24 protein-coding genes are annotated in these 24,028 nt (G+C 71.2%); 13 read left to right on the top strand and 11 right to left on the bottom strand.

Annotated features, from left to right (window positions below; all coding sequences use genetic code 11):
* Window positions 1-51 precede the first annotated feature (51 nt).
* Entirely contained in the window at window positions 52-900 is an 849-nt protein-coding gene (locus tag ABZ795_RS09445) for a 3-hydroxyacyl-CoA dehydrogenase family protein (protein WP_357529941.1), read from the top strand.
* Between the two features lie 107 nt (window positions 901-1,007).
* Here ABZ795_RS09445 and ABZ795_RS09440 read toward each other — a convergent pair whose 3' ends face one another.
* From ABZ795_RS09440 to ABZ795_RS09420, 5 genes are all read right to left on the bottom strand, one after another.
* The gene (locus ABZ795_RS09440; protein WP_327024336.1) at window positions 1,008-1,856 is read right to left on the bottom strand and encodes an ABC transporter permease; all 849 of its coding nucleotides are present in this window, start codon (window positions 1,854-1,856) and stop codon (window positions 1,008-1,010) included.
* Window positions 1,853-2,701 carry an ABC transporter ATP-binding protein gene (locus ABZ795_RS09435; protein WP_357529940.1) on the bottom strand — a complete coding sequence of 283 codons (849 nt, stop codon included), beginning with the start codon at window positions 2,699-2,701 and terminating at the stop codon, window positions 1,853-1,855. The genes ABZ795_RS09440 and ABZ795_RS09435 overlap by 4 nt, the downstream gene beginning before the upstream one ends.
* A 131-nt stretch (window positions 2,702-2,832) precedes the next feature.
* On the bottom strand, window positions 2,833-3,132 hold the full coding sequence (locus ABZ795_RS09430) for a DUF1540 domain-containing protein (protein ID WP_357529939.1): 300 nt from the start codon (window positions 3,130-3,132) through the stop codon (window positions 2,833-2,835).
* Window positions 3,133-3,213: 81 nt separating this feature from the next.
* A complete protein-coding gene (locus ABZ795_RS09425) occupies window positions 3,214-4,125 on the bottom strand; it encodes a polysaccharide deacetylase family protein (RefSeq protein WP_357529938.1) in 912 nt (303 codons plus the stop codon).
* Between the two features lie 91 nt (window positions 4,126-4,216).
* A complete protein-coding gene (locus ABZ795_RS09420; protein ID WP_357530020.1) occupies window positions 4,217-4,837 on the bottom strand; it encodes a DUF4126 domain-containing protein in 621 nt (206 codons plus the stop codon).
* Between the two features lie 71 nt (window positions 4,838-4,908).
* Here ABZ795_RS09420 and nucS point away from each other — a divergent pair, with 71 nt between their 5' ends.
* Window positions 4,909-5,568 (top strand): endonuclease NucS, encoded by a 660-nt coding sequence (nucS, locus tag ABZ795_RS09415; RefSeq protein ID WP_327024340.1) that lies wholly within the window; start codon window positions 4,909-4,911, stop codon window positions 5,566-5,568.
* Here nucS and ABZ795_RS09410 read toward each other — a convergent pair.
* Window positions 5,565-7,067 (bottom strand): aldehyde dehydrogenase family protein, encoded by a 1,503-nt coding sequence (locus ABZ795_RS09410; protein WP_357529937.1) that lies wholly within the window; start codon window positions 7,065-7,067, stop codon window positions 5,565-5,567. The genes nucS and ABZ795_RS09410 overlap by 4 nt on opposite strands.
* 180 nt (window positions 7,068-7,247) lie before the next feature.
* Between ABZ795_RS09410 and ABZ795_RS09405 the strand changes: the two genes are divergently transcribed.
* From ABZ795_RS09405 to ABZ795_RS09390, 4 genes are all read left to right on the top strand, one after another.
* On the top strand, window positions 7,248-7,712 hold the full coding sequence (locus tag ABZ795_RS09405; RefSeq protein ID WP_327024342.1) for an FHA domain-containing protein: 465 nt from the start codon (window positions 7,248-7,250) through the stop codon (window positions 7,710-7,712).
* Window positions 7,713-7,839: 127 nt separating this feature from the next.
* Entirely contained in the window at window positions 7,840-9,465 is a 1,626-nt protein-coding gene (locus tag ABZ795_RS09400) for a 3-hydroxybutyryl-CoA dehydrogenase (protein WP_357529936.1), read from the top strand.
* A 97-nt stretch (window positions 9,466-9,562) separates the two neighbouring features.
* Entirely contained in the window at window positions 9,563-9,889 is a 327-nt protein-coding gene (locus ABZ795_RS09395; RefSeq protein ID WP_102660231.1) for a hypothetical protein, read from the top strand.
* A gap of 95 nt (window positions 9,890-9,984) precedes the next feature.
* Window positions 9,985-10,794, top strand: coding sequence for an alpha/beta hydrolase (locus ABZ795_RS09390; RefSeq protein WP_357529935.1), 810 nt, complete (start codon window positions 9,985-9,987; stop codon window positions 10,792-10,794).
* A gap of 9 nt (window positions 10,795-10,803) precedes the next feature.
* On the opposite strand, the gene ABZ795_RS09385 is transcribed toward ABZ795_RS09390, so the two are convergent.
* Window positions 10,804-10,986, bottom strand: a complete 183-nt coding sequence (locus tag ABZ795_RS09385) for a DUF397 domain-containing protein (protein ID WP_357529934.1) — start codon at window positions 10,984-10,986, stop codon at window positions 10,804-10,806.
* Window positions 10,977-11,777, bottom strand: coding sequence for a helix-turn-helix transcriptional regulator (locus tag ABZ795_RS09380; protein WP_357529933.1), 801 nt, complete (start codon window positions 11,775-11,777; stop codon window positions 10,977-10,979). The genes ABZ795_RS09385 and ABZ795_RS09380 overlap by 10 nt, the downstream gene beginning before the upstream one ends.
* A 394-nt stretch (window positions 11,778-12,171) precedes the next feature.
* Between ABZ795_RS09380 and ABZ795_RS09375 the strand changes: the two genes are divergently transcribed.
* Window positions 12,172-12,504, top strand: coding sequence for a hypothetical protein (locus ABZ795_RS09375; RefSeq protein ID WP_357529932.1), 333 nt, complete (start codon window positions 12,172-12,174; stop codon window positions 12,502-12,504).
* Window positions 12,505-12,641: 137 nt separating this feature from the next.
* On the opposite strand, the gene ABZ795_RS09370 is transcribed toward ABZ795_RS09375, so the two are convergent.
* From ABZ795_RS09370 to mce, 3 genes are all read right to left on the bottom strand, one after another.
* Window positions 12,642-14,804, bottom strand: a complete 2,163-nt coding sequence (locus ABZ795_RS09370) for a hypothetical protein (RefSeq protein ID WP_357529931.1) — start codon at window positions 14,802-14,804, stop codon at window positions 12,642-12,644.
* A 175-nt stretch (window positions 14,805-14,979) separates the two neighbouring features.
* The gene (locus ABZ795_RS09365; RefSeq protein ID WP_327024349.1) at window positions 14,980-16,245 is read right to left on the bottom strand and encodes a DivIVA domain-containing protein; all 1,266 of its coding nucleotides are present in this window, start codon (window positions 16,243-16,245) and stop codon (window positions 14,980-14,982) included.
* A 348-nt stretch (window positions 16,246-16,593) separates the two neighbouring features.
* On the bottom strand, window positions 16,594-17,076 hold the full coding sequence (mce, locus tag ABZ795_RS09360; protein WP_357529930.1) for a methylmalonyl-CoA epimerase: 483 nt from the start codon (window positions 17,074-17,076) through the stop codon (window positions 16,594-16,596).
* A gap of 62 nt (window positions 17,077-17,138) precedes the next feature.
* On the opposite strand from mce, the gene ABZ795_RS09355 reads away from it, so the two are divergent.
* The 6 genes from ABZ795_RS09355 (at window position 17,139) to ABZ795_RS09330 (ending at window position 24,006) form a co-directional block, all read left to right on the top strand.
* Entirely contained in the window at window positions 17,139-18,335 is a 1,197-nt protein-coding gene (locus ABZ795_RS09355; protein WP_327024351.1) for an acetyl-CoA C-acetyltransferase, read from the top strand.
* A gap of 65 nt (window positions 18,336-18,400) precedes the next feature.
* Window positions 18,401-19,336 (top strand): methylmalonyl Co-A mutase-associated GTPase MeaB, encoded by a 936-nt coding sequence (meaB, locus tag ABZ795_RS09350; protein ID WP_357530019.1) that lies wholly within the window; start codon window positions 18,401-18,403, stop codon window positions 19,334-19,336.
* Between the two features lie 135 nt (window positions 19,337-19,471).
* Window positions 19,472-19,876, top strand: coding sequence for an Asp23/Gls24 family envelope stress response protein (locus tag ABZ795_RS09345; protein WP_357529929.1), 405 nt, complete (start codon window positions 19,472-19,474; stop codon window positions 19,874-19,876).
* A gap of 156 nt (window positions 19,877-20,032) precedes the next feature.
* Window positions 20,033-21,721, top strand: coding sequence for a methylmalonyl-CoA mutase family protein (locus ABZ795_RS09340; protein WP_357529928.1), 1,689 nt, complete (start codon window positions 20,033-20,035; stop codon window positions 21,719-21,721).
* 101 nt (window positions 21,722-21,822) lie between these two features.
* The gene (locus ABZ795_RS09335) at window positions 21,823-22,746 is read left to right on the top strand and encodes a tetratricopeptide repeat protein (protein ID WP_357529927.1); all 924 of its coding nucleotides are present in this window, start codon (window positions 21,823-21,825) and stop codon (window positions 22,744-22,746) included.
* Between the two features lie 177 nt (window positions 22,747-22,923).
* Entirely contained in the window at window positions 22,924-24,006 is a 1,083-nt protein-coding gene (locus tag ABZ795_RS09330; RefSeq protein ID WP_357529926.1) for an arginase family protein, read from the top strand.
* Window positions 24,007-24,028 lie beyond the last annotated feature (22 nt).

The following is a 24,028-nucleotide window of genomic DNA, read 5'->3' as shown; positions in this document are numbered from 1 at the left end:
GCTTCGGCAGGATGCAGGCAGAGACTCCGAATCGCAGCGAGGGAGCAACAGATGGCGGGTCGACTCGCGGTTGTCGGTGCCGGGCTGATGGGCTCGGGCATCGCCCAGGTGGCGGCGCAGGCAGGCTGGCAGGTGACCCTGCGGGATCTGGACGAGGCGGCGACGCAGCGCGGCATGGACGGCATCCGGACCTCACTGACCCGGTTCGCCGACAAGGGCAAGATCTCCGCCGAGGAGGTCGAGGCGACCCTGGGACGGATCACCCCGACCACCGACCTGGAGGCGGCGGCGGAGGCGGACATCGTCGTCGAGGCGGTCTTCGAGCGGCTGGAGATCAAGCACGAGGTGTTCCGGGCGCTGGACCGGATCTGCAAGTCGGACGCGATCCTGGCCACCAACACCTCGGCCATCCCGGTGACCCAGATCGCGACCGTCACCGAGCGTCCGGAGGCGGTGGTCGGCACCCACTTCTTCTCCCCGGTGCCGATGATGAAGCTCTGCGAACTGGTCCGCGGCTACAAGACCAGCGACGCCACCCTGGAGGCGGTCAAGTCCTTCGCGGAGGGGATCGGCAAGACAGTCGTGGTGGTCAACCGGGACATCGCCGGCTTCGTCACCACCCGGCTGATCTGCGCCCTGGCCATGGAGGCGGTCCGGCTGGTCGAGGCCGGGGTGATCTCCGCCGAGGACCTGGACACCGCCTGCAAGCTCGGCTTCGGGCACGCCATGGGCCCGCTGGCCACGGTCGACCTGACCGGGGTGGACGTGCTGCTGAACGCCACCCGCAACATCTACACCGACACCGCCGACGAGAAGTTCTTCCCGCCGGAGCTGCTCCAGCGCATGGCCACCGCCGGTGACCTGGGCCGCAAGACCGGCCAGGGCTTCTACTCGTACTGAGGGTGTGATGTAAGGAAGGGCACCTTCTTAACGCCTCGTGCATAGGAAGGGCCCCTTATTAACAAGATCAGCTGGATCTCGTTAATAAGGGGCCCTTCCTTGCACCGTCAGCCGTCGCGGCGGGTGGTCCAGCGGAAGGTGGTCAGGCAGAGCACCAGGCCGATCACGCACCACAGGCCCAGCACCAGGGCCACCCGGGTCAGCTCGAAGGAACCGCCCGGCTCGCTGGCGCCGAAGCTCTCCGGCAGGAAGACCGCGCGCAGGCCCTGGCACATCCACTTGAGCGGGAAGATGGCCGCCACCTGCTGCATCCAGCTCGGCAGGTTGGTGAAGACGAAGAAGACCCCGGAGATGAACTGGAGCACCAGGGCGATCGGGGTGACCACGGCCGAGCCGCTGCGCGCCGTACGGGCCAGCGAGGAGATCGCGATGCCGCACAGGGTGCAGGCGGTGACCCCCAGCGCGCTGACCCAGCCGAAGGTCAGCCAGGCCGAGGCCGTGGAGGGCAGGTCCAGGTCGAATAGCAGCACCGAGACGGTGAGCAGCAGGGCGGTCATCACCAGCCCGGTCACCAGCACCATGATCACCTTGCCGGCGAACCAGACCCACTTCGGCATCGGGGTGCCCCGGTAGCGCTTGAGCACTCCCCGGTCCCGCTCGATGGGGATCCAGATGCCGAGGTTCTGGAAGCTGACCGTCATCAGGCCGGTGGCGATCATGCCGGTGATGAAGTACTGGGTGTAGCTCACCCCGCTGCCTAGGTCGCCGTCGAAGATCGAGGCGAAGATCAGCACCATGATGATCGGGAACCCTAGGGTGAACACGACGGATTCCCGGCTGCGCAGGAACTGCCGGATCTCCAACCGCCCCTGCCGCAGGGCGAGACTTGCCGGCCCCGGCCGGCGGGCTGGCGCGGCGGCGGCGACCGGGGGCGCCGACTTCGTCGTGGTGGTCATCGGTGTCCGATCATCCGCAGGTAGATGTCCTCAAGGGTGGGCCGGGTGACGGTCAGGCCGGGCACCTCGCCACCGAGCCGCGCGGCCAACTCCGCCACCAGCGCCGTCGGCGTCGCGCTCTGCGCGCTCTCCAGGGTGCCCTCGGGGGTACGCCAGGAGACCGTGGCCAGGGCCTCCTGCCGGTTGCCGAGGCTGTTCGGCGGGGCCACCTCGACCAGTCGGCCGCCCGCGATGACCCCTACCCGGTCGGCCAGGGCCTCGGCCTCGTCCAGGTAGTGGGTGGTGAGCACGATGGTGGTGCCGGCCGCGGAGAGGTCCCGGATCAGATCCCAGAACTCGCGGCGGGCCTCCGGATCGAATCCGGTAGTCGGCTCGTCGAGGAAGAGCAGCTCAGGGCGGCCGATGATGCCCAGGGCGACATCCAGTCGGCGCTTCTGCCCCCCGGAGAGGGTGTGCGTACGGGCGCGGGCCTTATCGGCCAGGCCGACCCGGGCGATCACCTTGTCCGGGTCGTCGGCGTCCGGATAGAAGGCGGAGAAGTGGTGGACCACCTCGGCGACGGTCAGTTCGTCGAACTCGCCGGTGCCCTGGAGCACGATGCCCACTCGGGCCCGCCACTGCGGGGTGGCCTCGGTCGGGTCGACCCCGAGCACCCGCACCTCACCGGCGTCCCGGTGCCGGTAGCCCTCCAGGATCTCCACCGTGGTGCTCTTGCCGGCACCGTTCGGCCCCAGCAGGGCGAACACCTCGCCCCGGTGGACGTCCAGGTCCAGCCCGGCCACCGCGACGTTGTCGCCGTACGCCTTGCGCAGCCCTCGGACGTGGATCGCGACCTCGTCACTCATGACCTCAAGTGTGCGACCTGCACCGGCGGATCACCTGCACCGGGGGTGGTGGTTCCCGCCACCACCCCCGGGGTGTTAAGCGGGGCCCCTTCCTCTACCGCAGGCGTTAAGAAGGGGCCCTTCCTTACCCCTCAGCGGGGGTTGTAGGTCATGCAGTCGGCCATGTCCGCGTCCGGGCCGACCCGGATCGAGGGGGCCTGGCACTCCAACTGCTCGTTGTGTCGGCAGTCGGCCCGCTTGCAGGCCCCCACCTGGGCCTTCTGGCCGTCCGCACCGGCCCGGATGGCCGGCATCTCGACGAAGGTGTGGCAGTGGGCGTGGTCCATGCTGCCGATCGTGATGGCGAACGCGTGACAGTCGTTGGTGTGGTTGTACGCGCAGGCGGCCACCACACACTCCTGGACGCGCGGCATCTCCAAGGCTGCGGTCATCGCGACCTCCTCTAGGTATTTGCCTGATTTTAGGCATATGAGGGATGTGTGTGGTCCGGTTCGCGGGATCCGGCCACCGGCCTAGCCCGCGCCGAGCACCTCGGAGAGCAGGGCCGGTTCGAGACCGCGTTCGGCCAGACCGGCCAGGATGTGCGGCAGCGCCTCGTCGGTCATCGGGGCGTTGGCCTCGGTCACGTGCAGGACGATCACCGAGCCGGGGCGTACCTGGTCCAGCACGGCCCGCACGATCGGCTGCCAGGCGGTGGCGAAGGGGTCCCCGCTGACCACGTCGCCGTCGACGACCGTCAGGCCGAGGGGGGCTAGTGCGGTCAGCGCCGTCCGGTCGTGGCAGAGCCCGGGGAACCGGAAGTACCGGGTCTGCCGACCGCCGTAGGCGCTGACCAGGTCGAAGGTGCGGGCCACGTCGGCGGTCATCTCCCGGCGGTCGATGCGGGGCAGGCCGTAGCAGTCCGCGGTGAAGGCCAGGTGCCCGTAGGTGTGGTTGGCCAACTCGAACCGAGGGTTGGCGGCCAGTCGCCGGGTCACCTTCGGGTACTGCTCCACCCACATGCCGGTGAGGAAGAAGGTGGCCGGGACCCCCTCCCGCTCCAGCCGGTCAATGATCTTCAGATTGGCGTACGAGGTGCCCGCACCGCCGCGTAGCTGGCGTCGCATCGCGTCGGTCATGTCCGCGTCGAAGGTCAGCGCCACCTTGTTGCCCCGGCGTGGGCCGTGGTCGACCACCGGGGGCAGCGCGTCCGTCCGGGTGGCGCCGGGCAGCGCCCCGGCCGGTGGGGTGGACGACGGTGTCGCCGACCCCTCAGGCCGGTCACCGGCCTCCGCCTCGACGAACCTGGCGCCGGACTCGGACCCCTGCCCGAGGTCGGCACCCTCGGGCTGGCGCAGGGGGTTCAGGACGGCCAGCAGGGTCAGGGCGCCGAGGACGGCGACCAGGGTCGCCAGAAGCGGAACGCGGGAAGTCTTCACGGACACCGGAGGATGATGTCAACCGTGCCCGGCGGGCAACATCATCCGGCCCGGCAGCGCCTGGGGCGGGGTCGGAGGGGCAGGGCGTACCCCCGGGTCAGACCCGGAAGCCGGCCTCGCGGGCGGCCCGGCGTTCCCGGCGGCGTTCCGCCCTGCGGCGCAGGAACCAGGGCAGGAAGAGCAGGAAGGCGACCAGGAACACCAGCACCAGCACCGGCAGGATGATCGCCACCAGGGACATCACCACACTGGTGGCGTCCTCGGCGGTGCTGGCCACCGGGGCCCCGACACCGGCCGTGGCCGCGTTGATGACCGGCCGGGCGGCGGACTTGAGCAGGTGGATGCCGAGGGCGATGGCCACCCCGACCAGCACCGGCCACCACTGGCCCTCACTGGCGAAGAAGCTGTCGGGATCGCTGACCGTCACCGTCTCGGCGGCCGAGCCGGCACCGAAGGCCAGGCCGCCCGCAGTCGGGCGGACCACGGTCTGCACCACGTCGTTGACGTGGTCCACCACGGGCACCTTGTCCGCGACGACCTCGACGACCAGCAGGGCGGCGAGAATGGCCAGCACCCAGCCGTTACCCAGCCACTGCCAGCCCCCGGGCAGGTCGATCACGCTGGTGTAGCGGGCCAGCCCACCCATCAGCAGCAGCGGGATGTACGCGTTCAACCCCGCCGAGGCGGCCAGTCCGGTACCGGTGAGCAGTTCGAGCACCATCTCAGCATCGCACCGGCACGCCAGTGGCGCTCGGCGGCGATCCCCGGTGCCTCCGCTACCCTCGTCGGGTGCGGTTGGTGATTGCGAAATGCTCGGTGGACTATGTCGGACGGCTCTCGGCCCACCTGCCGCCGGCCACCCGGCTGCTGATGGTCAAGGCGGACGGGTCGGTGTCGATCCACGCCGACGATCGGGCCTACAAACCCCTGAACTGGATGAGCCCGCCCTGCCGGCTGGAGGAGGCCCCCGGGGTGTGGCGGGTGGTCAACAAGGCCGGTGAGGAGCTGCGGATCACCCTGGAGGAGATCTTCCAGGACACCTCGTACGAGCTGGGCGTCGACCCGGGGCTGCGCAAGGACGGGGTGGAGGCCCACCTTCAGGAGTTGCTGGCCGCCAACCCGGAGACTCTGGGCGAGGGGTTCACCTTGATCCGCCGGGAGTACATGACCGCGATCGGCCCGGTGGACCTGCTCTGCCGGGACGCCAACGGAGGCACGGTCGCGGTCGAGGTCAAGCGTCGGGGCGAGATCGACGGGGTGGAGCAGCTCACCCGCTACCTGGAACTGCTCAACCGGGACCCGCTGCTCGCCCCGGTTTCCGGGGTCTTCGCCGCCCAGGAGATCAAGCCGCAGGCCCGGGTGCTCGCCACGGACCGGGGGATCCGCTGTGTGGCGGTGAACTACGACCGGCTGCGCGGCATCGAACGCGACGAGCTGACCCTCTTCTAGAGCTTCCGGCCGTACAGCAGCTTGACCGCCTTGACCAGGCGGTCGACGTCGGCCTGGGTCCGCTGGAAGGTGGTCGACGGCAGCAGGGAGCGGGCCCGCCGGCGGGTGATCGACTTGGCCCGGCCGAACTCCCGCAGCCCGTCCTCGCCGTGGATGCGACCGAAGCCGGACTCGCCGACCCCGCCGAAGGGCAGGGTGGACATCCCGGCGAAGGTCAGGGTGGAGTTGATCGAGGCCATGCCGGAGCGCAGGCGTCGGGCGATGGCCACCGCCCGTCGCTCACCGAAGACCGAACCTCCCAGGCCGTACGGCAGGGCGTTGGCCCGCCGCAGGGCCTCGTCGGCGTCGCGGACCCGGTTGATGGTCACCGTGGGTCCGAAGGTCTCCTCGCGTACGGCGGCGGAGTCCTCCGGCACCTCGACCAGCACGGTCGGGTGGGCGTACGGCGGCCGTACCGAATCCGGGCCGCCGAGTGCGGCCCGTCCGCCCCGGGCCAGGGCGTCGGAGATGTGCCGGCGGATGACCTCAAGTTGGCTCGGCATGGTGATCGGCCCGATGTCGGTGCCCTCCGGGCCGACGGTCAGCCGCCCGGCCCGCTCGACCACCTTCTCCACGAAGGCGTCGAAGACCGGCTCCACCGCGTAGACCCGCTCGATGCCGATGCAGGTCTGCCCGGCGTTGGTCATCGCACCCCAGACGCACGCCTCCGCGGCGGCGTCCAGGTCGGCGTCGACATCCACGATCATCGCGTCCTTGCCGCCGGCCTCCAGCAGCACCGGGGTCAGGGACTCGGCGCAGGCCGCCATGACCTTCTTCGCGGTGGCCGTGGAGCCGGTGAAGGCCACCTTGTCGACCCCGCTGCGGCACAGGGCGGCACCGATGTCCCCCAGCCCGTGCACGGCGGTGAAGACGGGCTGTTCCGGCACCACCTCGGCGAAGGTGTCGACCATCCACTGCCCGACCAGCGGGGTGTATTCGCTGGGCTTGAAGACCACCGCGTTACCGGCCGCCATCGCGTACGCGGCCGAGCCGATCGGGGTGAAGACGGGATAGTTCCAGGGGCCGATGACCCCGATCACCCCGTGCGGCTGGTACTCCAGGTAGGCGGTGAACTCCGCCAGGATGAGCCGGGAGCGCAGCTTGCGGGGGCCGAGTACCCGGCGGGCGTTACGGGCCGCCCAGTCGACATGCTCCACCGCGGTGACGATCTCCACGATGGCGTCCGCGACCGGCTTGCCGCCCTCGACATGCACCAGTTCCGCCAACTGCTCCATCCGCTGCACGAGCAGTCGCCGCCAGCGCAGCAGCCGGTCGCGTCGGCCGTCGAAGCCCAGCCCGGCCCACCACTGACCGGCGGTGCGGGCCCGCGCGACGGCCTGCTCCACCTCGGCGGGGGTGGACAGCGGCAACCGGCCGGCCTCCGCGCCGGTCGCCGGGCTGGTCGAGATCAGTTGATCGCCCTCGATCACCGGGGTGCCGGGCAGATGCACAGCCGTCATGGCGGAAGTCTAGACCCGAAACCTACTCACCGGTAGGACGGGCTCGGCCCGGGTCAAGTCCGGGCGAACGCCGTATTGGCGGCCATGGAAGTGACGAACGGAAGGTGGCTGGCTGGTTACTGGGTGATGGCCGGATGGTCGGTAGAGGTGACCGGGTGGGGATGGCAGGCTGACCATGGGATGGCGCAGGACGTGGAGGTCGGACGGCCCATGGAGCAACATCCGCAACTGTTGCCGCTGTTGACGGTGGCCACCGGCCCGCTGCGCGGGCTGAGCTTCCGGCTGCGTCCGCACCCCATGGTGATCGGCCGGGACGCGGCGGCGGACATCGTCGTGCACGATCCCCACCTGAGTCGTCGACACGCCGAGGTCCGGCTGACCGGTGCGGGGGTCCGCCTGGTGGATCTCGGTTCCACCAACGGCACCTGGGTGAACGGACTGCGTACCGCCGAGGCGGTCAGCCTGACCGACGGCGACATGATCCTGATCGGCCGCACCGAGCTGCGCTTCTTCGACCCCGCCCTGGCCCGGACCGACCCGGTGGGCCTGAGCTTCGGTATGCCCCTACAGGACCGGCGCAGCCCGCTGGTGCTGCCCACGGCCGCGGCCGACCTGGCGCCGGGACGGATCACCCTGGCCCCCTGACCGGTGGGCGCAACCGCTCCCGTGTGAGCCCCCGAGCCCCCTGAGCGGTCACCGCGTGGCAGACTCGCGCCAAAGCCTTAGTGGCCGTTCAGTTCGGCCATGCGGAGCGGACAGGGGAGGCCGGGTCATGGCGCGGGAATTCACCAGGGTGGGTGTGGTGGGTCTGGGCACCATGGGTGCCGGCATCGTCGAGGTGTTCGCCCGCAACGGCGTCGAGGTGGTCGCCGTGGAGATCTCCGAGGGCGCCCTGGAGCGGGGACGGGCCAACCTGACCGGCTCCACCGACCGGGCGGTGGCCCGGGGCAAGCTCGCCGAGGCCGACCGGGACGCCCTGATCGGCCGGGTCACCTTCGCCGTCGGACTGGGCGCCCTGGACTCCGTGGACCTGGTGATCGAGGCGGTGCCCGAGCGCCTGGACCTCAAGCAGCGCCTCTTCGCCGAACTGGACCGGGTGTGCAAGCCGGAGGCCATCCTGGCCACCAACACCTCCTCGTTGAGCGTCACCGAGATCGCGGTCGCCACCACCCGGCCCGACCAGGTGATCGGCATCCACTTCTTCAACCCCGCGCCGGTGATGAAGCTGGTCGAGGTGGTGCGCACTGTGGTCACCTCGGCCGAGGTGGTCGCGGATGTGGAGGCGCTGTGCGTACGCCTGGGCAAGGTGGACGTGACCATCACCGACCGGGCCGGCTTCATCGCCAACGCCCTGCTGTTCGGGTACCTCAACCAGGCGATCGGGATGTACGAGTCCCGCTACGCCACCCGTGAGGACATCGACGCCGCGATGAAGCTGGGCTGCGGCCTGCCGATGGGCCCGCTGGCCCTGCTGGACCTGATCGGCCTGGACACCGCGTACGAGATCCTGGACACCATGTACCGGCGGGGCGGGCGGGACCGCCGGCACTCCCCGGTGCCCCTGCTGCGGCAGATGGTGACCGCCGGGCTGCTGGGCCGCAAGTCCGGCCGGGGCTTCTACACCTACGAGCGGCCCGGCTCCGGCAGGCTCGTCCCGGACGAGTCGACCCCGGTGGCGTCGGCACCCCTGGAAGGGGCGCGAACGGTCGCCACGGTCGGGGTGGTCGGCTCGGGGACCCTGGCCGCCGGCCTGGTCGAGTCCCTCACCACCGCCGGCTACCAGGTCACCCAGGTAGACCCGGCCACCGAGTTGGCCTCCCTGGCCGAGGCAGACCTGGTGATCGAGGCGGTGGCCGACGAACCGGAGGTCAAGAAGGCGCTGTTCGCCGGCCTGGGCGAGGTCTGCAAGCCGGGGGCGGTGCTGGCCACCACCACCGCCACCCTGGCGGTGATCGAGTTGGCCATGGCCACCGGGCGCCCGGCCGAGGTGGTGGGCCTGCACTTCGCCAACCCGGCCACCCCGCTGGTGGAGATCGTCCAGACGATCCTCACCTCGGCGGAGACCACGGCCACCGCCCGGGCGGTCGTCGCCGCCCTGGGCCGGACCGGGGTGGTCTGCGGAGACTCCGCCGGGTTCATCGTCAACGCCCTGCTGTTCCCGTACCTCAACGACGCGGTACGGATGCTGGAGGCCCACTACTCCACCACGGACGACATCGACGCCGCGATGAAGCTGGGCTGCGGCTACCCGGCCGGCCCCTTCGAACTGCTCGACTCGATCGGACCGGACAGGTCGCTGGCCGTACTGCGGGCGGTGTACCGGCAGTCCCGCGAGCCCGGCCTGGCCCCGGCACCCCTGCTGGAACAACTGGTGACCGCCGCCCGCTCCTTCCGGTAAGGAAGGGCCCCTTTTTAACGCCTGCGGTAGAGCAGGGGCCCCTTGTTAACACCAGCGCCCTCGGGGCCGCTGTCGGCACGGTCGTACGCTGGACGGCGTGAGCCCCCGTCGTAACCGTCCCCGCCGTGACGACGCCGAGCGTCTGGACACCGAACGCGCACGGCAGGGCGTCGCCTCGGTGCAGCAGTGGCGCGACGGCGACTGGCAGGTACGCGGGATCAGCGGCGGCTCGTCGGTCAAGACGTACCGCTGTCCCGGTTGTGACCAGGAGATTCGGCCCGGGGTGGCGCACCTGGTCGCCTGGCCCGCCGACGGCCGTGGCGACCTCACCGACCGGCGGCACTGGCACAGCGGGTGCTGGCGGGCACGCGACCGCCGGGCCCCGGTGATCCAGCGCGGACGCGGCGCCCCCCGGCACGGCTGAGACCCGGGCGTGGAGGTACGGCGGACGCCGGCTCGGCGGGGCGATCTTTGTCACCTCGGGCGGCGGGGTGGAGCGCTACGCGGGAGGATGGCGGGGTGAGCGCATCGATCCGGGCATCGTCGATCCTGCCGGGGCGACGGGAAGACATCGAGTTGCACACCGCGGACGGGCTCTGCCTGGTCGGTGAGTTGGCGCTTCCGGTCGACCGGCCCCCGGTGGCCACCCTGGTCTGCCTGCACCCCCTGCCCACCCACGGCGGGATGATGGACAGCCACGTGTTCCGCAAGGCGGCCTGGCGGCTGCCCGCCCTGGCCGAGGTGGCCGTGCTCCGGTTCAACACCCGGGGCACCAGCAGCGTGCGCGGTACCAGCGAGGGCACCTTCGACTCGGCCGTCGGCGAGCGCTTCGACGTGGCCGCCGCCATCGAGTACGCCGAATTCCACGAACTGCCGAACATCTGGCTGCTCGGCTGGTCCTTCGGCACCGACCTGGCCCTCAAGTACGGCTGCGACCCGGCGGTGACCGGTGCCATCCTGCTCTCGCCGCCGTTGCGCTTCTCCGAGCCGCCCGACCTGACCCAGTGGGCCGAGTCCGGCAAGCCGCTGACCGCCCTGGTGCCGGAGTTCGACGACTACCTCCGCCCCGAGCAGGCCCGCGAGCGGTTCGCCGCGGTGCCCCAGGCCGAGGTGGTCGGGGTGCCCGGGGCCAAGCACCTGTGGGTGGGCGACGCCGAGACCGTGCTCGACGAGGTGGTCCGGCGGGTCAACCCGGCCGCGTCCGTGCCGCTGCCGACCACCTGGGACGGTCCGATGGAGACCGGCGACGCCAGCGCGTACGCCGACCGCACGGTGGCCGCCTTCTCCGACACCCCGGTGCCCGGCCCCCAGCAACGCCAGGCCGACTGACCTGCCGCGTTACCGCTGCTTGAGGTGGCTGATGAAGGTCTGCCAGGTCGGTGGGGTGAAGGCGAGCACCGGCCCCTGGCGGTCCTTGCTGTCGCGGACGGCCACCACCTCGGGCAGGTTGTCGGCCACCTCGACACAGTCCGTGTTTCCACTGCGGGTGGCGGTGTGCCAGATCGCGTCGGTCAGGTCCATGACTTCGCCACTTCCTTGAGGAGTTCGATCGACTGCTGGCGGGACAGGGCCTCGTTACGCACCGTCTCCCACCGTGCCAACAGAGTAGCCACATCGGACTCCCGGTCGGTGGGTCGGGCGGTCAGCTGGGCCTCCTGGCTCGCCACCCAACCCCCTTCCACGCCCCGGGCCAGCGAGAACGGCCCGGACAATCCGACGTGCAGCCCGACGCTGAGGGGGACGACATGGATGCTGATGTTCGGCCGTTCCGCGCAGGCGGCCAGCGACTCGACCTGATGGATCATCAACGTGTGGAAGCGTTCCTCCCGGCGGTGCAGGATGGCCTCGTCGATGACCGCGATGAGCTGCGGTGGATCCGGTCGGGTGAGGATGCTCTGCCGGTCCAGCCGGGCCGCCACCCGCTTCTCCACCTCCTCGTCGCTGAGCAGGTCGTCGCAGCGGATCACCGCGCGGGCGTACCCCTCGGTCTGTAGCAGGGCCGGGATCAGGGTGGGCTGGAAGATCCGCAGCTGGCTGGCCAGGCGTTCGGCGTCCAGCCAGGGCAGGAACCAGGATGGCTGGCCCTCCCGCTCGGCGATCCGCAACAACGCCACCAGCAGCCCGCCGGAGTGCAGCACCTCGTCGGCGCGGGCCAGCAACTGCCGGTCGTAGGGTCGGCTGCCGGTCTCGACGGCGGAGACCATCGACGGCGAGTAGTGCACCAGTTTGCCGAACTCCTCCTGGCTCAGCCCGGCGGCGGTGCGCAGCCGACGTAACTGGGATCGGATCAGGTCGGCGCTCGATTCCTCCACAATGCCTCCACAATCGGGTACCGAGAATCACTCACCAGGTGTCGACGGGCCGGTGGTTCCGCAGCCCGATTACGACCACCTGCGATGACTTCCGACAGTAGTGCTCCGGTCACCAAACTGTCAGCAGTGCCGGACCCGTTGGCTGCCACCAGGGCGTGGACGGGTTCAGGCCGGGTCGCCCCCACACCCCCGGTGGGCGCCCCGGGGCCGCCCACCCCATCCCCCCGGGTGGGCGGCCCGATCAACCCCACTTCGGGTACGTCTGTTGTCGCTGGAGCAGCAACAGACGTACCCAGAAGCCTGCTTCTCGGAGGTCGAGGTGCGTGATCGTCCAGGGTCCGACGACGCATCCGCTGCGCCGACCGTCGGGGCGGCGGGTGGTGGGGGAGGGGGTGTGCTCAGGACCCGGCTGCCGACCCCGGGCCGTGGCCCCCACCCTGATCGGCCCCGCGCGACCGGCGCCGACACCCCGCACACCCCGCTGCGACCGATGTGGTGCTGTCGGGCGGACGGTCAGCCCTGGCCCTGCGCCCAGGCCCGGCTCCTGCTGCGGGCGGAGTACGAGGGGAATCCGATCGGCCTGTCGATCTACCTCGCCGGCCTGATGTACGAGGCGATGCGGGACCTCTACCGGCTCAACCCGTATGACGGCCCGCAGCCCAGAGCGCTGTTCGATCGCTTCGTAGCCTGGGGAGGACGCCGCCCCTCCCCGGAGCCGCCCTCCTGATCGCCGGGCAGGACCGCCCGCCCCCACTCGCCCGCGTTGATCAAGAAGTTTGCGTCGTGATCGGCGTCGATCCTGACGCAGGCTTCTTGATCAACACGCCAAAGGCGCGCCAACGGGAGGGTTGGCGGAGTGCGGGGTCAGTCTGAGGTGATCTTGCTGGGTTTGGCGCTGCGCTCGTCCTTGGTCGGTTTGGTCGGGCGCTTGCCGTTCTCACCGGTGCTGGTGATCTTCGTGGGGGTGGCGCCCCGGCCGCCCGTGCCGGGCATCGCGGCCACCGTGGGTTCGCCGTCCACCCCCGCACTCGCCGTGCCGCCGTCGACCGTGGCCGGTTCGACCGCCGACTTCGCCGCAGGCTCATCCTCCACGGTGGTCACCGGCTCGGCGGCCGGCTTCGTCGCCGGGCCGTCGGCGCTCGGCTTCGTGACCTGGCCGTCGGCGGACGGATCACCACCCTCGGCGGCGACACCGGCGGTCTCCAGGACCGGCCGATGGCCGTTCACCGGGGCCTCGGCGGGATCGACCGTCGGGTTGGCACCGGCGGGTGGGCCGCCGTTGACCGAAGGACCCTCCACCGTACGGGCGACCGTGGCGGGGGAGGGGGCGGTAACCGCCGAGGAGACCCCGGCGGGGGCCGGTGAGGTGGGGCCGTCGGAGACCGTGGCCGCCGCCAGCCGCAGTTCCCGCACCTTGCGCTGCAACTCGTCGGACTCCTGCCGGGACTTCCAGGTCTCCTGACGCAGGTCGGCCAACTGCTGCTGGGCCTGGGCGATCTCCAACATCACCTGGGCCAGTTGCTGTCGGCCGGACGCCGCCTCCTGCTGGGTCGCGGCCAGGTGCTGCTGGGTGGTGGCCAGGTGCTGCTGGGTGGTGGCCGCGTACTCCTCGAACTGCCGACGGGAGGAGGCGACGTACTCGTCGGCCTCGCGTCGGGCGTTGGTGGCGAACTCCTCGGCCTGCGCGCGCAGCTCGGCGGCGTCCCGCTCGGCGGCCTGACGGATCTCGTCCGCGCCCTGCTCGATCTCGTTCTTGCGCGCGGTGTACTCCGCCTCCAGCGCCGCACGGCGGCTCTCGAACCCGGACTCCAGCTCGGCGGTGCGGGTGCGGATCTGCTCCTCGAGGGCGGTGGTACGGGTGCTGAAGCGCTGCTCCAACTCGGCCGTACGGGCCTGGTGCTGCTGCTCCAACTCCTCGCGGCGGCCGGTGTACTCGCGTTCGGCAGCGGCCTTGCGCTGGGCCAGTTCCCGGTCCGCGGCCTCCCGTCGGCCGTTGACCTCCTTCTCCACCCCGGCCCGCCAGGCCCCCAGTTCCTGCTGGGCCTGGGCCCGGGTGTGCTGGACGTGGGCCTCGGTCTCGTCGCGCATCCGCTGGGCGTACGCCTCGGTCTCGGCCCGGGTGCGCTTGGCCGCCTCGGTCGCCTGGGTGGTCAGCCGCTCGGCCTCCTGGCGGGCCTTGTTGCGGGCGGCCCGGCCGGCCTCGGCGGCGTCGTCGATGATCTGCTTGGCCTCCTGGCTGGCCTTGGCGTGGGTGGCCCGGCCGGTCTCGGTGGCCTGGTCGACCAGGCGCCTGGCCTCCTGCTGGGCCTTGGCATGCACCTCCTTGGCCGCCTCCCGCAGCTGGGTGGCCTCCTGCTGGGCGGTGGCCAGCACCTCACGGGCCGACTCGCGCAGCTTCGTCGCCTCCTGCTGGGCCCGCTGATGGATCTCCTTGGCGGCGTCCCGGAGCTGGGTGGCCTCCTGCTCGGCCTTGGCCAGCGCCTCCTGGGCACCCTTGCGCAGCCGGGTGGCCTCCTCCTTGGCCGCCTTGCTGGCGGCCTCGGACTCCGCCCGGCGGGCTGCGGCCTGCCGCTCCTCCTCGGCGCGGCGGGCGGCCAGCGCGATCTCGAAGTCCTTGAGGGCCTCGGCGGCCTCGGCCCTAGCCTCGTCGATGATGTGTTCGGCGGCGGCCCGGCGCGCTTGGATCTCCTCGTTCGCGGCCGCGAGGATGTCCTCGGCCTGCTCCTCGGCGAGCGCGAGAATCTGCTCGACCCGCGGGCCGAGATGCCGGAAGGCGGCCCGGTCCACCACGGCGGACTGCTTGCGTACCGCAGCCAGATCCCGCTGGAGCACCTCGACCTGACCGGCCAGCTTGTGGATCTGGGAGAAGGCCTGCTCCCGTTCGGCCTCCAGGGCCGCGATCTCATGCTCCGCCCGAGCGACGTACTTCTCGACCTGTCGTTTGTCGTACCCCCGCAGGGCGGACTCGAAGCTGGGCTCCGTGGTCACATCCCCGCCGAGAGCGAACAGTTCCTCGCCGTGCGACATGCACCCATCCTCACACGCATCGGGCCCTCCTGGGGCGATACGGACGCCCCTGTTGGGAGCTAACTTCACCCGCCCAGGTGGGCGGTGCCCAGGGCCTGCGAAGGCAGGGCGACGCGGGGTGTCGCCGGTAACCCGGTGTCACCCCGCGTCGTGGTTCATGCCCCGGTGGTCGTCGTCAGCTGGAGGTTTCCGCGGTCACCTTCTTCTCGGCGTCGGCCGCCGGCTTGGCGGCCGGCTTCTCGGCCGCCGGGGTGTTGTTGCTGGGGACCCCCGGAACGATGCCGGCCAAGCCGGAGAGCATCTGCCCGAGCTGCGAGGTGACGGCGTCCTTCTGCCGGGTGAGGTCCTCGACCTCGCGGCGGGCCGCCTGGGTGGTCAGCTCGGCCTCGGTGCGGGCCTCGCTGAGCAGACGCTGGGACTCGGCGCGGGCCTCGCTGAGGGTCCGCTCGGCCAGGGCCTTGGCCTTCTCGATCGTCTCGGTGGCGTTGCGCTCCGACTCGACCCGCCGGGACTCGGCGCGCTGCTCGATCTCCTTGGCGCGCTCCTGGGCGGCGTGGGCCCGCTGCTCGGCCTCACCGACCAGCTTCTGGGTCTGCGCGACCTGGGCGGCGTGCCGCTCGGACTCCTCGCGCTCGGCCTTCTCCCGCCGCTCGGCGAGTTGCAGCTCCAGGGCCTGGAGGTCCTTGTCGCGCTTGTCGCGGGCGTCGGTGAGCAGCTTGGTCGCCTCGGCGCGCTTCTCCTCGGCCTCGCGGGCGGCCTTGGCCCGCTGCTGGGTGATCTCGCGCTCGGCGGTGGCGCGCAGGGTGGCGACCTCCCGCTCGACGGTCGACTTCAGCTCGGCCACCTCGTGCGCGGTGACCGTACGCAGCTGCTTGGTCTCGCGCTCCGCGTCGGCCCGCAGGGTGTCGGCCTCGCGGCGGGCCTGCACCCGGACCTCGGCCGCCTCCCGCTCGGCGGCGGTACGCAGGTTACCGGCCTCCCGCTCGGCGGTGGCCTTCATCGCGGCCGCCTCGGCCCGCGCCTTGTCGGTGATCTCCCGCGCCTCCAGGCGGGCGGCGGAGAGGATGCCCTCCGACTCGCGCTTGGCCTCGTTGCGGTGATCGTTGGCCTGCTCCTCGGCCAGCCGGAGGATCTGCTCGACCCGGGTGCCGAGGCCGGACAGCGTGGGGCGGCTGTTCTCCTCGAGCTGCTTGCTGGTGTCGGTGAGCTTCTGCTCCAGGGCGGTGAGCCGCTGCTCGGACTGGCGCAGCCGGCGCTGGGCGTCGTTGAGCGCCTGCTCGGCGTCGGCGCGGTCCTTGTTGGCCTGGCTCAGTGCGGCGTTCAGCCGGCCGATGAAGTCGTCGACCTGGCCGGTGTTGTATCCGCGCAGGCCAACCGTGAAATCTGGCTGCGAGTTCGCGTTATCGAAGAACGCGAGAGGGGAGGATTGCTGCTGGGGCATTGGGACATACTGGCAGACCCCCCGGGGTGCTTCGCAAGAGCGGCCCGCCCTTTGCCGTCCTCTTTACATGGTCAACTCGTAGGGTGACCGGAACCACGGCCCGGCAGGCGATCTTGCCAGCTCGGGGAGGAGCCCTTCGGTACGCAGCGTGACGCAGAAAAAGCCATCGCAGCTATCCGTGCACCGCTTTTCTTTCCGCCTCCCGGGGTTCCCGCGAATGGATGTGGGGCCGGGAGGCGGAAAACCATTGCGCGTTCATCGAAAGGCCGTCGCCGGACCCGTCCTCGGGCCGACGACGGCCACACCCGTCGGTGGTGTCACGCCGGTCGATGAATTCGGCTCCCAGGGTCACCCGTGGGTGGGGTGCGGGGCGGGCTCGACCAGTTCGACCAGGACCCCACCGGCGTCCTTGGGGTGCACGAAGTTGATCCGCGAACCCGCCGTACCCCGTCGGGGGGTGTCGTAGAGCAGCCGCAGGCCGCGCTCCCGAAGCGCCGCGCAGGCCGCCTCGACATCCGCCACGGTGTATGCCACCTGCTGCACCCCCGGACCGTTGCGGTCGAGGAACTTGGCGATGGTCGAGCCCGGGGTCAGCGGGGCCAGCAGTTGCAGGCAGCCGCCCTCCGGGGTCGGCCCGACCGCCAGCATCGCCTCCCGTACCCCCTGCTCGGTGTTCGTCTCGGTGTGCACGCATCGCATACCGAAGGTCCGGGTGTAGAAGTCGATCGCGGCGTCGAGGTCGGCGACCGCGATCCCGACATGATCGATGCGGCGCAGACCGATGTCTGTGACATAGTCGGCAGCGGGCTCGACGGGGCTGTTCTCAGGCATGACGCTAGTCTGACCGAACAGTCGTTAAGGCGTACAGGTCGGCACCCCCCTCGGAGGCAGGTATGGCTTCGGTGATCGTCAGCGGCGCACGCACCCCGATGGGGCGGCTGCTGGGCAACCTCAAGGACCTGCCGGCAACCAAGCTCGGCGGCATCGCGATCGCGGCCGCCCTGGAGCGGGCCGGAGTCGCCCCCGACCAGGTGCAGTACGTGATCATGGGCCAGGTGCTCCAGGCCGGTGCCGGGCAGATTCCGGCCCGCCAGGCCGCCGTGGAGGCGGGCATCCCGATGTCCGTACCGGCGCTGAACATCAACAAGGTCTGCCTCTCCGGCCTGGACGCGATCGCCCTGGCCGACCAGCTGATCCGGGCCGGCGAGTTCGACATCGTGGTGGCCGGCGGCATGGAGTCGATGACCAACGCCCCGCACCTGCTGCTCGGTCAGCGGGGCGGCCACAAGTACGGCGACGTGACCCTCAAGGACCACATGGCCCTCGACGGGCTGACCGACGCCTGGGACTGCTGCGCGATGGGTGAGGCCACCGAGCGGCACGGCAGCACCCGCGGCATCACCCGGCAGGAGCAGGACGAGTTCGCCGCGGCCAGCCACCAGCGCGCCGCCGCCGCCCAGAAGAACGGTCATTTCGCGGACGAGATCACTCCGGTGGTCATCCCGCAGCGCAAGGGTGACCCGCTGGTGATCAGCGAGGACGAGGGCATCCGCCCGGACACCACGGCCGAGTCCCTGGCGAAGCTGCGCCCGGCGTTCGCGAAGGACGGCACCATCACCGCGGGCAGCTCCTCGCCGATCTCCGACGGTGCCGCCGCGGTGGTCGTGATGAGCAAGGCGAAGGCCAAGGAACTCGGCCTGACCTGGCTGGCGGAGATCGGCGCGCACGGCAACGTGGCCGGTCCGGACAACTCCCTGCACTCGCAGCCCTCCAACGCCATCCAGCACGCCCTGCGCAAGGGTGGGCTGACCGTCTCCGACCTCGACCTGATCGAGATCAACGAGGCCTTCGCGCAGGTCGGCATCCAGTCCATCCGTGACCTGGGGGTCAGCCCCGACAAGGTCAACGTCAACGGTGGCGCGATCGCGCTGGGCCACCCGATCGGCATGTCCGGCGCCCGGCTCGTACTCACCCTGGCCCTGGAACTCAAGCGGCGCGGCGGTGGCACCGGAGCGGCTGCCCTCTGCGGTGGTGGCGGTCAGGGCGACGCCCTGATCATCCACGTTCCGGCTCCCTCCGAGACGCCGTGAGCGGGTCCCACGGCCACGCCCCGACCGTGGCCACCGGGTCGGTGCGCCGCAGTCGGGACGTACCGATGCTGGTCGAGCGGGCACGGGCCGGTGACCACCGCGCGGTGGCCCGGTTGATCACCCTGGTGGAGTCGGGCGACGAGACCCTGCCGGCGATCGCGGCGGCGCTGGCACCGTACGGCGGCCGGGCCCAGGTGGTCGGCCTCACCGGTTCCCCCGGGGTGGGCAAGTCGACCACCACCAACGAGTTGGTACGCGCCCTGCGGGCCCGGGGCCACCGGGTCGGGGTGCTCGCCATCGACCCCTCCAGCCCGTTCACCGGCGGGGCGATCCTCGGCGACCGGGTACGGATGCAGGACCACGCCACCGACCCCGGGGTCTACATCCGCTCGATGTCCAGCCGGGGGCACCTCGGCGGACTGTCCGCGGCCACCCCCCAGGCGGTACGGGTGCTGGAGGGGGCCGGCTGCGACGTCGTCCTGGTGGAGACCGTCGGGGTCGGGCAGGCCGAGGTCGACGTGGCCTCCCTGGCCGACACCACCCTGGTGCTGCTCGCCCCCGGGATGGGCGACGCCATCCAGGCGGTCAAGGCCGGAATCCTGGAGATCGCCGACGTCTTCGTGGTCAACAAGGCCGACCGGGACGGCGCCGACCACACCGTCCGGGACATCCAGGGCATGATCGCTTTGGGCGAGCGGGGACCGGGCCAGTGGCGCCCGCAGGTGGTGCGCTCGGTGGCCGCCCGGGGCGAGGGGATCGACGACATCGCCGCGGCGATCGACAAGCACCGCGGCTGGCTGGTCGAGCACGACGAGCTGCGTCGCCGCCGGGAGGCGCGGGCCGCCGCCGAGATCGAGGCCATCGCGCTCGGCTCCCTGCGCGCCCGGATCGGCTCCCTGCGCGACGGTACGCAGCTGCCGACCCTGGCCGCCGAGGTGGCCGCCGGCACCACCGACCCCTACGCCGCCGCCAACACCCTCCTGACCCAACTCACCCACTAGCCCTTCCCGCACCCACCCACCGCCTTCCCCACCCACCGCCGTCGCCGTTGGGTGATGTGTCTATTGGGGAGGGTGGGGGGCGGTTAGGCTCGCAGCGGCCCGCGGATGCGGGGTGGGTTAACGCGGGGAGCGAGCATGGAGCACGAGTCGACGCAGGAGTTGCCGGTTACTCCGGACGTGGTGGCGGGTGGGCGTACGGAGATCTCCGACGAAGTCGTGGAGAAGATCGCGGTGGCGGCGGCGAAGGCCGTGCCCGGGGTGGTCGAGTTGGGTGGGGATGTCGCCCGGTTCTTCAACGCGGTGCTCGACCGGGTCGGACTCGACCAGGTCGGTGACGCCCGGCGCGGCTGCTCGGCCCATGTCACCGACGGCGCGGCCGTGATCAACCTGGTCATCGTGACGGACGCCGGGCATCCGGTGCCCGAGGTGACCAACGCGGTGCGGGCCGCGGTGACCCAGGCCATCGAGGCGTACGGGCTGCGGGTCGACGAGATCAACATCCGGGTGGACGACGTGGCCATCGGGGGGCCGGCGGCCTGAGGTCGCGGGACCCCGGTGGCCGGCCCGGGCTCGCCGGTCCGGTCCGAGGGCCGACGGAGGGGCGGTTACCGTCCGGTATCAACTTCCTTATCGATCGTTCAGGAAGGGCTCTACACTCGACATGCAGTCTTGAAGGACTCGAGGAGGAGCCCGGAGATGAACGCCGACGAGATCGCTGCCGGACGGGCCCGCTGGCAGGCCCGTTACGACGCCGCGCGCAAGCGGGACGCGGACTTCACCACCCTCTCCGGGATGCCTGTCGAGCCGGTCTACGGGCCACCCGAGGGTGCCGCCTACCCCGGGTTCGACCGGATCGGCTGGCCGGGCGAGTTCCCGTACACCCGGGGTCTTTATCCGACCGGCTACCGGGGGCGGACCTGGACCATCCGGCAGTTCGCCGGGTTCGGCAACGCCCGGCAGACCAACGAGCGCTACAAGATGATCCTCGGCGCCGGTGGCGGCGGCCTGTCGGTCGCCTTCGACATGCCCACCCTGATGGGCCGCGACTCCGACGACCCGCAGGCCCTCGGCGAGGTCGGCCACTGCGGGGTGGCGGTGGACAGCGCCGCCGACATGGAGGTGCTCTTCGACGGCATCGACCTGGCCGGGGTCACCACCAGCATGACCATCTCCGGGCCGGCGGTGCCGGTGTTCTGCATGTACCTGGTCGCGGCCGAACGGCAGGGGGCCGACCTGTCCAAGCTCGACGGCACGTTGCAGACCGACATCTTCAAGGAGTACATCGCGCAGAAGGAGTGGCTGTTCGATCCCGAGCCGCACCTGCGCCTGATCGGCGACCTGATGGAGTACTGCGCCGCCGAGATCCCCCGGTACAAGCCGCTGTCGGTCTCCGGGTACCACATCCGGGAGGCCGGCTCGACGGCCGCGCAGGAGTTGGCGTACACCCTCGCCGACGGCTTCGGCTACGTGGAGCTGGGACTCTCGCGCGGCCTGGACGTCAATGTCTTCGCCCCCGGGTTGAGTTTCTTCTTCGACTCGCATGTCGATTTCTTCGAGGAGATCGCCAAATTCCGGGCCGCCCGCCGGATCTGGGCCCGCTGGCTGCGCGACGTCTACGGCGCGACCAGCGAAAAGGCCCTCTGGCTGCGATTCCACACCCAGACCGCCGGGGTGTCGCTGACCGCCCAGCAACCGGTCAACAATGTGGTACGCACCGCGGTGGAGGCCTTGGCGGCGGTGCTCGGCGGCACCAATTCGCTGCACACCAACGCCCTGGACGAGACCCTGGCCCTGCCCACGGACGAATCCGCCGAGATCGCCCTGCGTACCCAGCAGGTGCTGATGGAGGAGACCGGGGTGACCAACGTGGCCGACCCCCTGGGCGGATCGTGGTACGTCGAGGCGCTGACCGACCGGATCGAGGCCGAGGCGGAGGAGATCTTCGCCCGGATCAAGCAGCTCGGTGGTGAGGGTCCGCACGCCATCGGCCCGATGACCTCCGGCATCCTGCGGGGCATCGAGGACGGCTGGTTCACCGGGCACATCGCCGAGTCGGCCTTCGTCTACCAGCAGGCGCTGGAGAAGGGCGACAAGAAGATCGTCGGGGTCAACTGCCACACCGGCACGGTCGCCAAGGACCTGGAGATCCTGCGCATCTCGCACGAGGTCGAGGTGGAGCAGCGCCGGGTGCTGGCCGAGCGCAAGGCCGGCCGGGACGAGGCGGCGATACGCGCGGCGGTGGAGAAGATGGTGGCGGTCAGCCGTACCGAGGAGAACATGATCCCGGCGATGCTCGACGCCGTACGCGCCGAGGCCACCCTCGGCGAGATCTGTGACGCCCTGCGCGCGGAATGGGGCGTTTACCGCGAGCCTGCCCGGTTCTGACATCCAACCTCGAAAGGGCGGCTGGGCAGGGGTGACAGTGGCAACTGTCTCCGGCCACGGTTGATCTGAGTTCGGCGCGGCGCGTGCGAGACTAGATAACCATGAGCGACCCACGGATCACCTCGTCGATCTTTACCCGCGGCGCGGTCGACCTCAGCGCGCTGCGCACCCCTGCACCCAGCCCCGCCCCGGCACCGACCCAGGCCGCTCCCCCCGCCGGCATTCCTGCCGGGCTACCGGGTGGCGCTGTCGGTGGGGTCACCGTCATCGACGTTACCGAGGCGACCTTCCAGTCGGAGGTGCTGGAGCGCTCCCTGAGCACACCCGTGGTGGTGGACTTCTGGGCCGAGTGGTGCCAGCCCTGCAAGCAGCTCTCCCCGGTGCTGGAACGGCTGGCCGTGGAGGGCGGCGGCGCCTGGGTGCTGGCCAAGGTGGACGTCGACGCCAACCCCCGGCTCGCGCAGATGTTCCGGGTGCAGGGCATCCCGATGGTGTACGCGGTGGTCGGCGGCCAGCCGGTCGACGCCTTCTCCGGGGTGGTACCCGAGGCGCAGTTGCGCCAGTGGATCCAGGCGATCCTCAAGGCCGGCGGAGTCTCCGTGGCCGAACCGGAGGACCCCCGACTCGACGCGGCCGACGACGCCCTGATGGACGGTGACCTGGACGCCGCCGAGCAGGCGTACCGGAAGATCCTGGCCGAGACCCCCAACGACGCCGCTGCGGAGGCGGGCCTGGCCCAGGTCGGCCTCGCCCGCCGGGTGTCCGGTGCCGACCCCCAGACCGCGCTGGCCGCAGCGGAGGCCAAGCCGGACGATGTCGAGGCGCAACTGCTGGCCGCCGACATCGAGGTGCTCAGCGGCCAGGCCGAGCAGGCGTACCAGCGGCTCGTCGGCCTGGTCCGGCGCACCTTCGGTGAAGATCGGGAGAAGGTACGCCAGCACCTCGTCGGCCTGTTCACCATCGCCGGCCCGGAGGACCCGACGGTAGCCTCGGCCCGCCGAGCCCTGGCCAGCGCACTGTTCTGACCCCAGCCACGCCAGCGCGGGCCGGCGCTACGCCGGCCCGCCTCGACCCCCACAGGACGGGAGCCCAGGTGAGCGCGAGGAGTGAGCTTGCGAGCCCCGCAGTCGCGAACGGAGGGCGAGGTCTGTGAGCGCGAGGAGTGAGCTTGCGAGCCCCGCAGTCGTGAACGACAGCGGCCCATGATGCGCCGGATCGCCGTCCTCGATGCGCCGAGCAACCTCGGTCTGCGGTCACCCACGCCCACCTCGGTCCCGGGCTGCGGAAAAGCACCCGGCGCGCTACGTGACCAGGGCCTGCTGCCCCGGCTGCGGGCCCGCGACGCCGGCTGCCTGACCCCACCGCGGTACGACGCCGGTGACTGGCGACCGGGGGACGGGGTGTGCCACGCACGGGAGATCGCCGACTACTCGGTGGCCCTGGCCGACCGGGTCGGCGCGATCATCGATCGGGGCGAGTTCCCACTGGTCCTCGGTGGCGACTGCTCGATCCTGCTCGGCTCGGCGCTGGCCATGCATCGCCTAGGCGAGGAGATCGGCGGCCGGATCGGCCTGGTCTTCGTCGACGGTCACTCCGACTTCCGGCACCCCGGCAACGCCTCGTACGTGGGCGCGGCGGCCGGGGAGGATCTCGCCCTGGTCACCGGGCGAGGTCAGGCCGATCTGGCGGCCATCGAGGGACGTCGACCCTACTTCCGGGACATCGACGTGGTGGTGCTCGGCATCCGCGCCCAGGACGAGTACCGGCTCGATCTGCAAGCCGCCGGGATCATCACCCGTCCGGTGCCGGCGTTGCGCGCCGAGGGTGCCGCGCGTACCGCCCAGTGGGCGCACGAGCAGTTGGCCGACTGCGCCGGCTACTGGGTGCACATCGACGTGGACGTCCTGGACCCGGCCGTGATGCCTGCGGTAGACGCCCCCGATCCGGGCGGCATCGCCTTCGCCGAGCTGGAGATCCTGCTCGCCGGCCTGGTCGACACCCCGCACTGCCTCGGCGTCGAGCTGACCGTCTTCGACCCCGACTACGACCCGGACGGGACGTACGCCGCCGAGATCGTCAACACCCTGGTAGCCGGCCTGCGCCCGGTCACCGCCCCCGGCTCAGCTCCGCCCCGACTGCGCGCGGAGCGGCCCGACCGTTCCGCTCCGGCGCCCCGGCTCCCGGTGGACCGGCCGGACATTGCCGTGCTGCCGGATACGGACGGCACGGACCCCGCAGACGAGCATGATCATGCCGCGCCCGGCCCGGGTGGCTTGACCGCCTGAGCGACAGCTCACCCACCGTGCA

Origin of the sequence: Micromonospora sp. NPDC047134 (assembly GCF_040643455.1) — a bacterium.
GTDB lineage: Bacteria > Actinomycetota > Actinomycetes > Mycobacteriales > Micromonosporaceae > Micromonospora.
The sequence above is the reverse complement of the archived record's forward strand: the minus strand, read 5'-3'. Positions and strand labels throughout refer to the sequence as shown.

Excerpts from the sequence above, each read along its gene's own strand:
- ABZ795_RS09445 (WP_357529941.1), top strand. The coding sequence starts at position 52 with ATGGCGGGTCGACTCGCGGTTGTCGGTGCCGGGCTGATGGGCTCGGGC.
- ABZ795_RS09440 (WP_327024336.1), bottom strand. The coding sequence starts at position 1,856 with ATGACCACCACGACGAAGTCGGCGCCCCCGGTCGCCGCCGCCGCGCCA.
- ABZ795_RS09435 (WP_357529940.1), bottom strand. The coding sequence starts at position 2,701 with ATGAGTGACGAGGTCGCGATCCACGTCCGAGGGCTGCGCAAGGCGTAC.
- ABZ795_RS09430 (WP_357529939.1), bottom strand. The coding sequence starts at position 3,132 with ATGACCGCAGCCTTGGAGATGCCGCGCGTCCAGGAGTGTGTGGTGGCC.
- ABZ795_RS09410 (WP_357529937.1), bottom strand. The coding sequence starts at position 7,067 with ATGACGGCTGTGCATCTGCCCGGCACCCCGGTGATCGAGGGCGATCAA.
- ABZ795_RS09405 (WP_327024342.1), top strand. The coding sequence starts at position 7,248 with ATGGCGCAGGACGTGGAGGTCGGACGGCCCATGGAGCAACATCCGCAA.
- ABZ795_RS09400 (WP_357529936.1), top strand. The coding sequence starts at position 7,840 with ATGGCGCGGGAATTCACCAGGGTGGGTGTGGTGGGTCTGGGCACCATG.
- ABZ795_RS09385 (WP_357529934.1), bottom strand. The coding sequence starts at position 10,986 with ATGGACCTGACCGACGCGATCTGGCACACCGCCACCCGCAGTGGAAAC.
- ABZ795_RS09370 (WP_357529931.1), bottom strand. The coding sequence starts at position 14,804 with ATGTCGCACGGCGAGGAACTGTTCGCTCTCGGCGGGGATGTGACCACG.
- ABZ795_RS09365 (WP_327024349.1), bottom strand. The coding sequence starts at position 16,245 with ATGCCCCAGCAGCAATCCTCCCCTCTCGCGTTCTTCGATAACGCGAAC.
- mce (WP_357529930.1), bottom strand. The coding sequence starts at position 17,076 with ATGCCTGAGAACAGCCCCGTCGAGCCCGCTGCCGACTATGTCACAGAC.
- ABZ795_RS09355 (WP_327024351.1), top strand. The coding sequence starts at position 17,139 with ATGGCTTCGGTGATCGTCAGCGGCGCACGCACCCCGATGGGGCGGCTG.
- meaB (WP_357530019.1), top strand. The coding sequence starts at position 18,401 with ATGCTGGTCGAGCGGGCACGGGCCGGTGACCACCGCGCGGTGGCCCGG.
- ABZ795_RS09345 (WP_357529929.1), top strand. The coding sequence starts at position 19,472 with ATGGAGCACGAGTCGACGCAGGAGTTGCCGGTTACTCCGGACGTGGTG.
- ABZ795_RS09340 (WP_357529928.1), top strand. The coding sequence starts at position 20,033 with ATGAACGCCGACGAGATCGCTGCCGGACGGGCCCGCTGGCAGGCCCGT.
- ABZ795_RS09335 (WP_357529927.1), top strand. The coding sequence starts at position 21,823 with ATGAGCGACCCACGGATCACCTCGTCGATCTTTACCCGCGGCGCGGTC.
- ABZ795_RS09330 (WP_357529926.1), top strand. The coding sequence starts at position 22,924 with ATGATGCGCCGGATCGCCGTCCTCGATGCGCCGAGCAACCTCGGTCTG.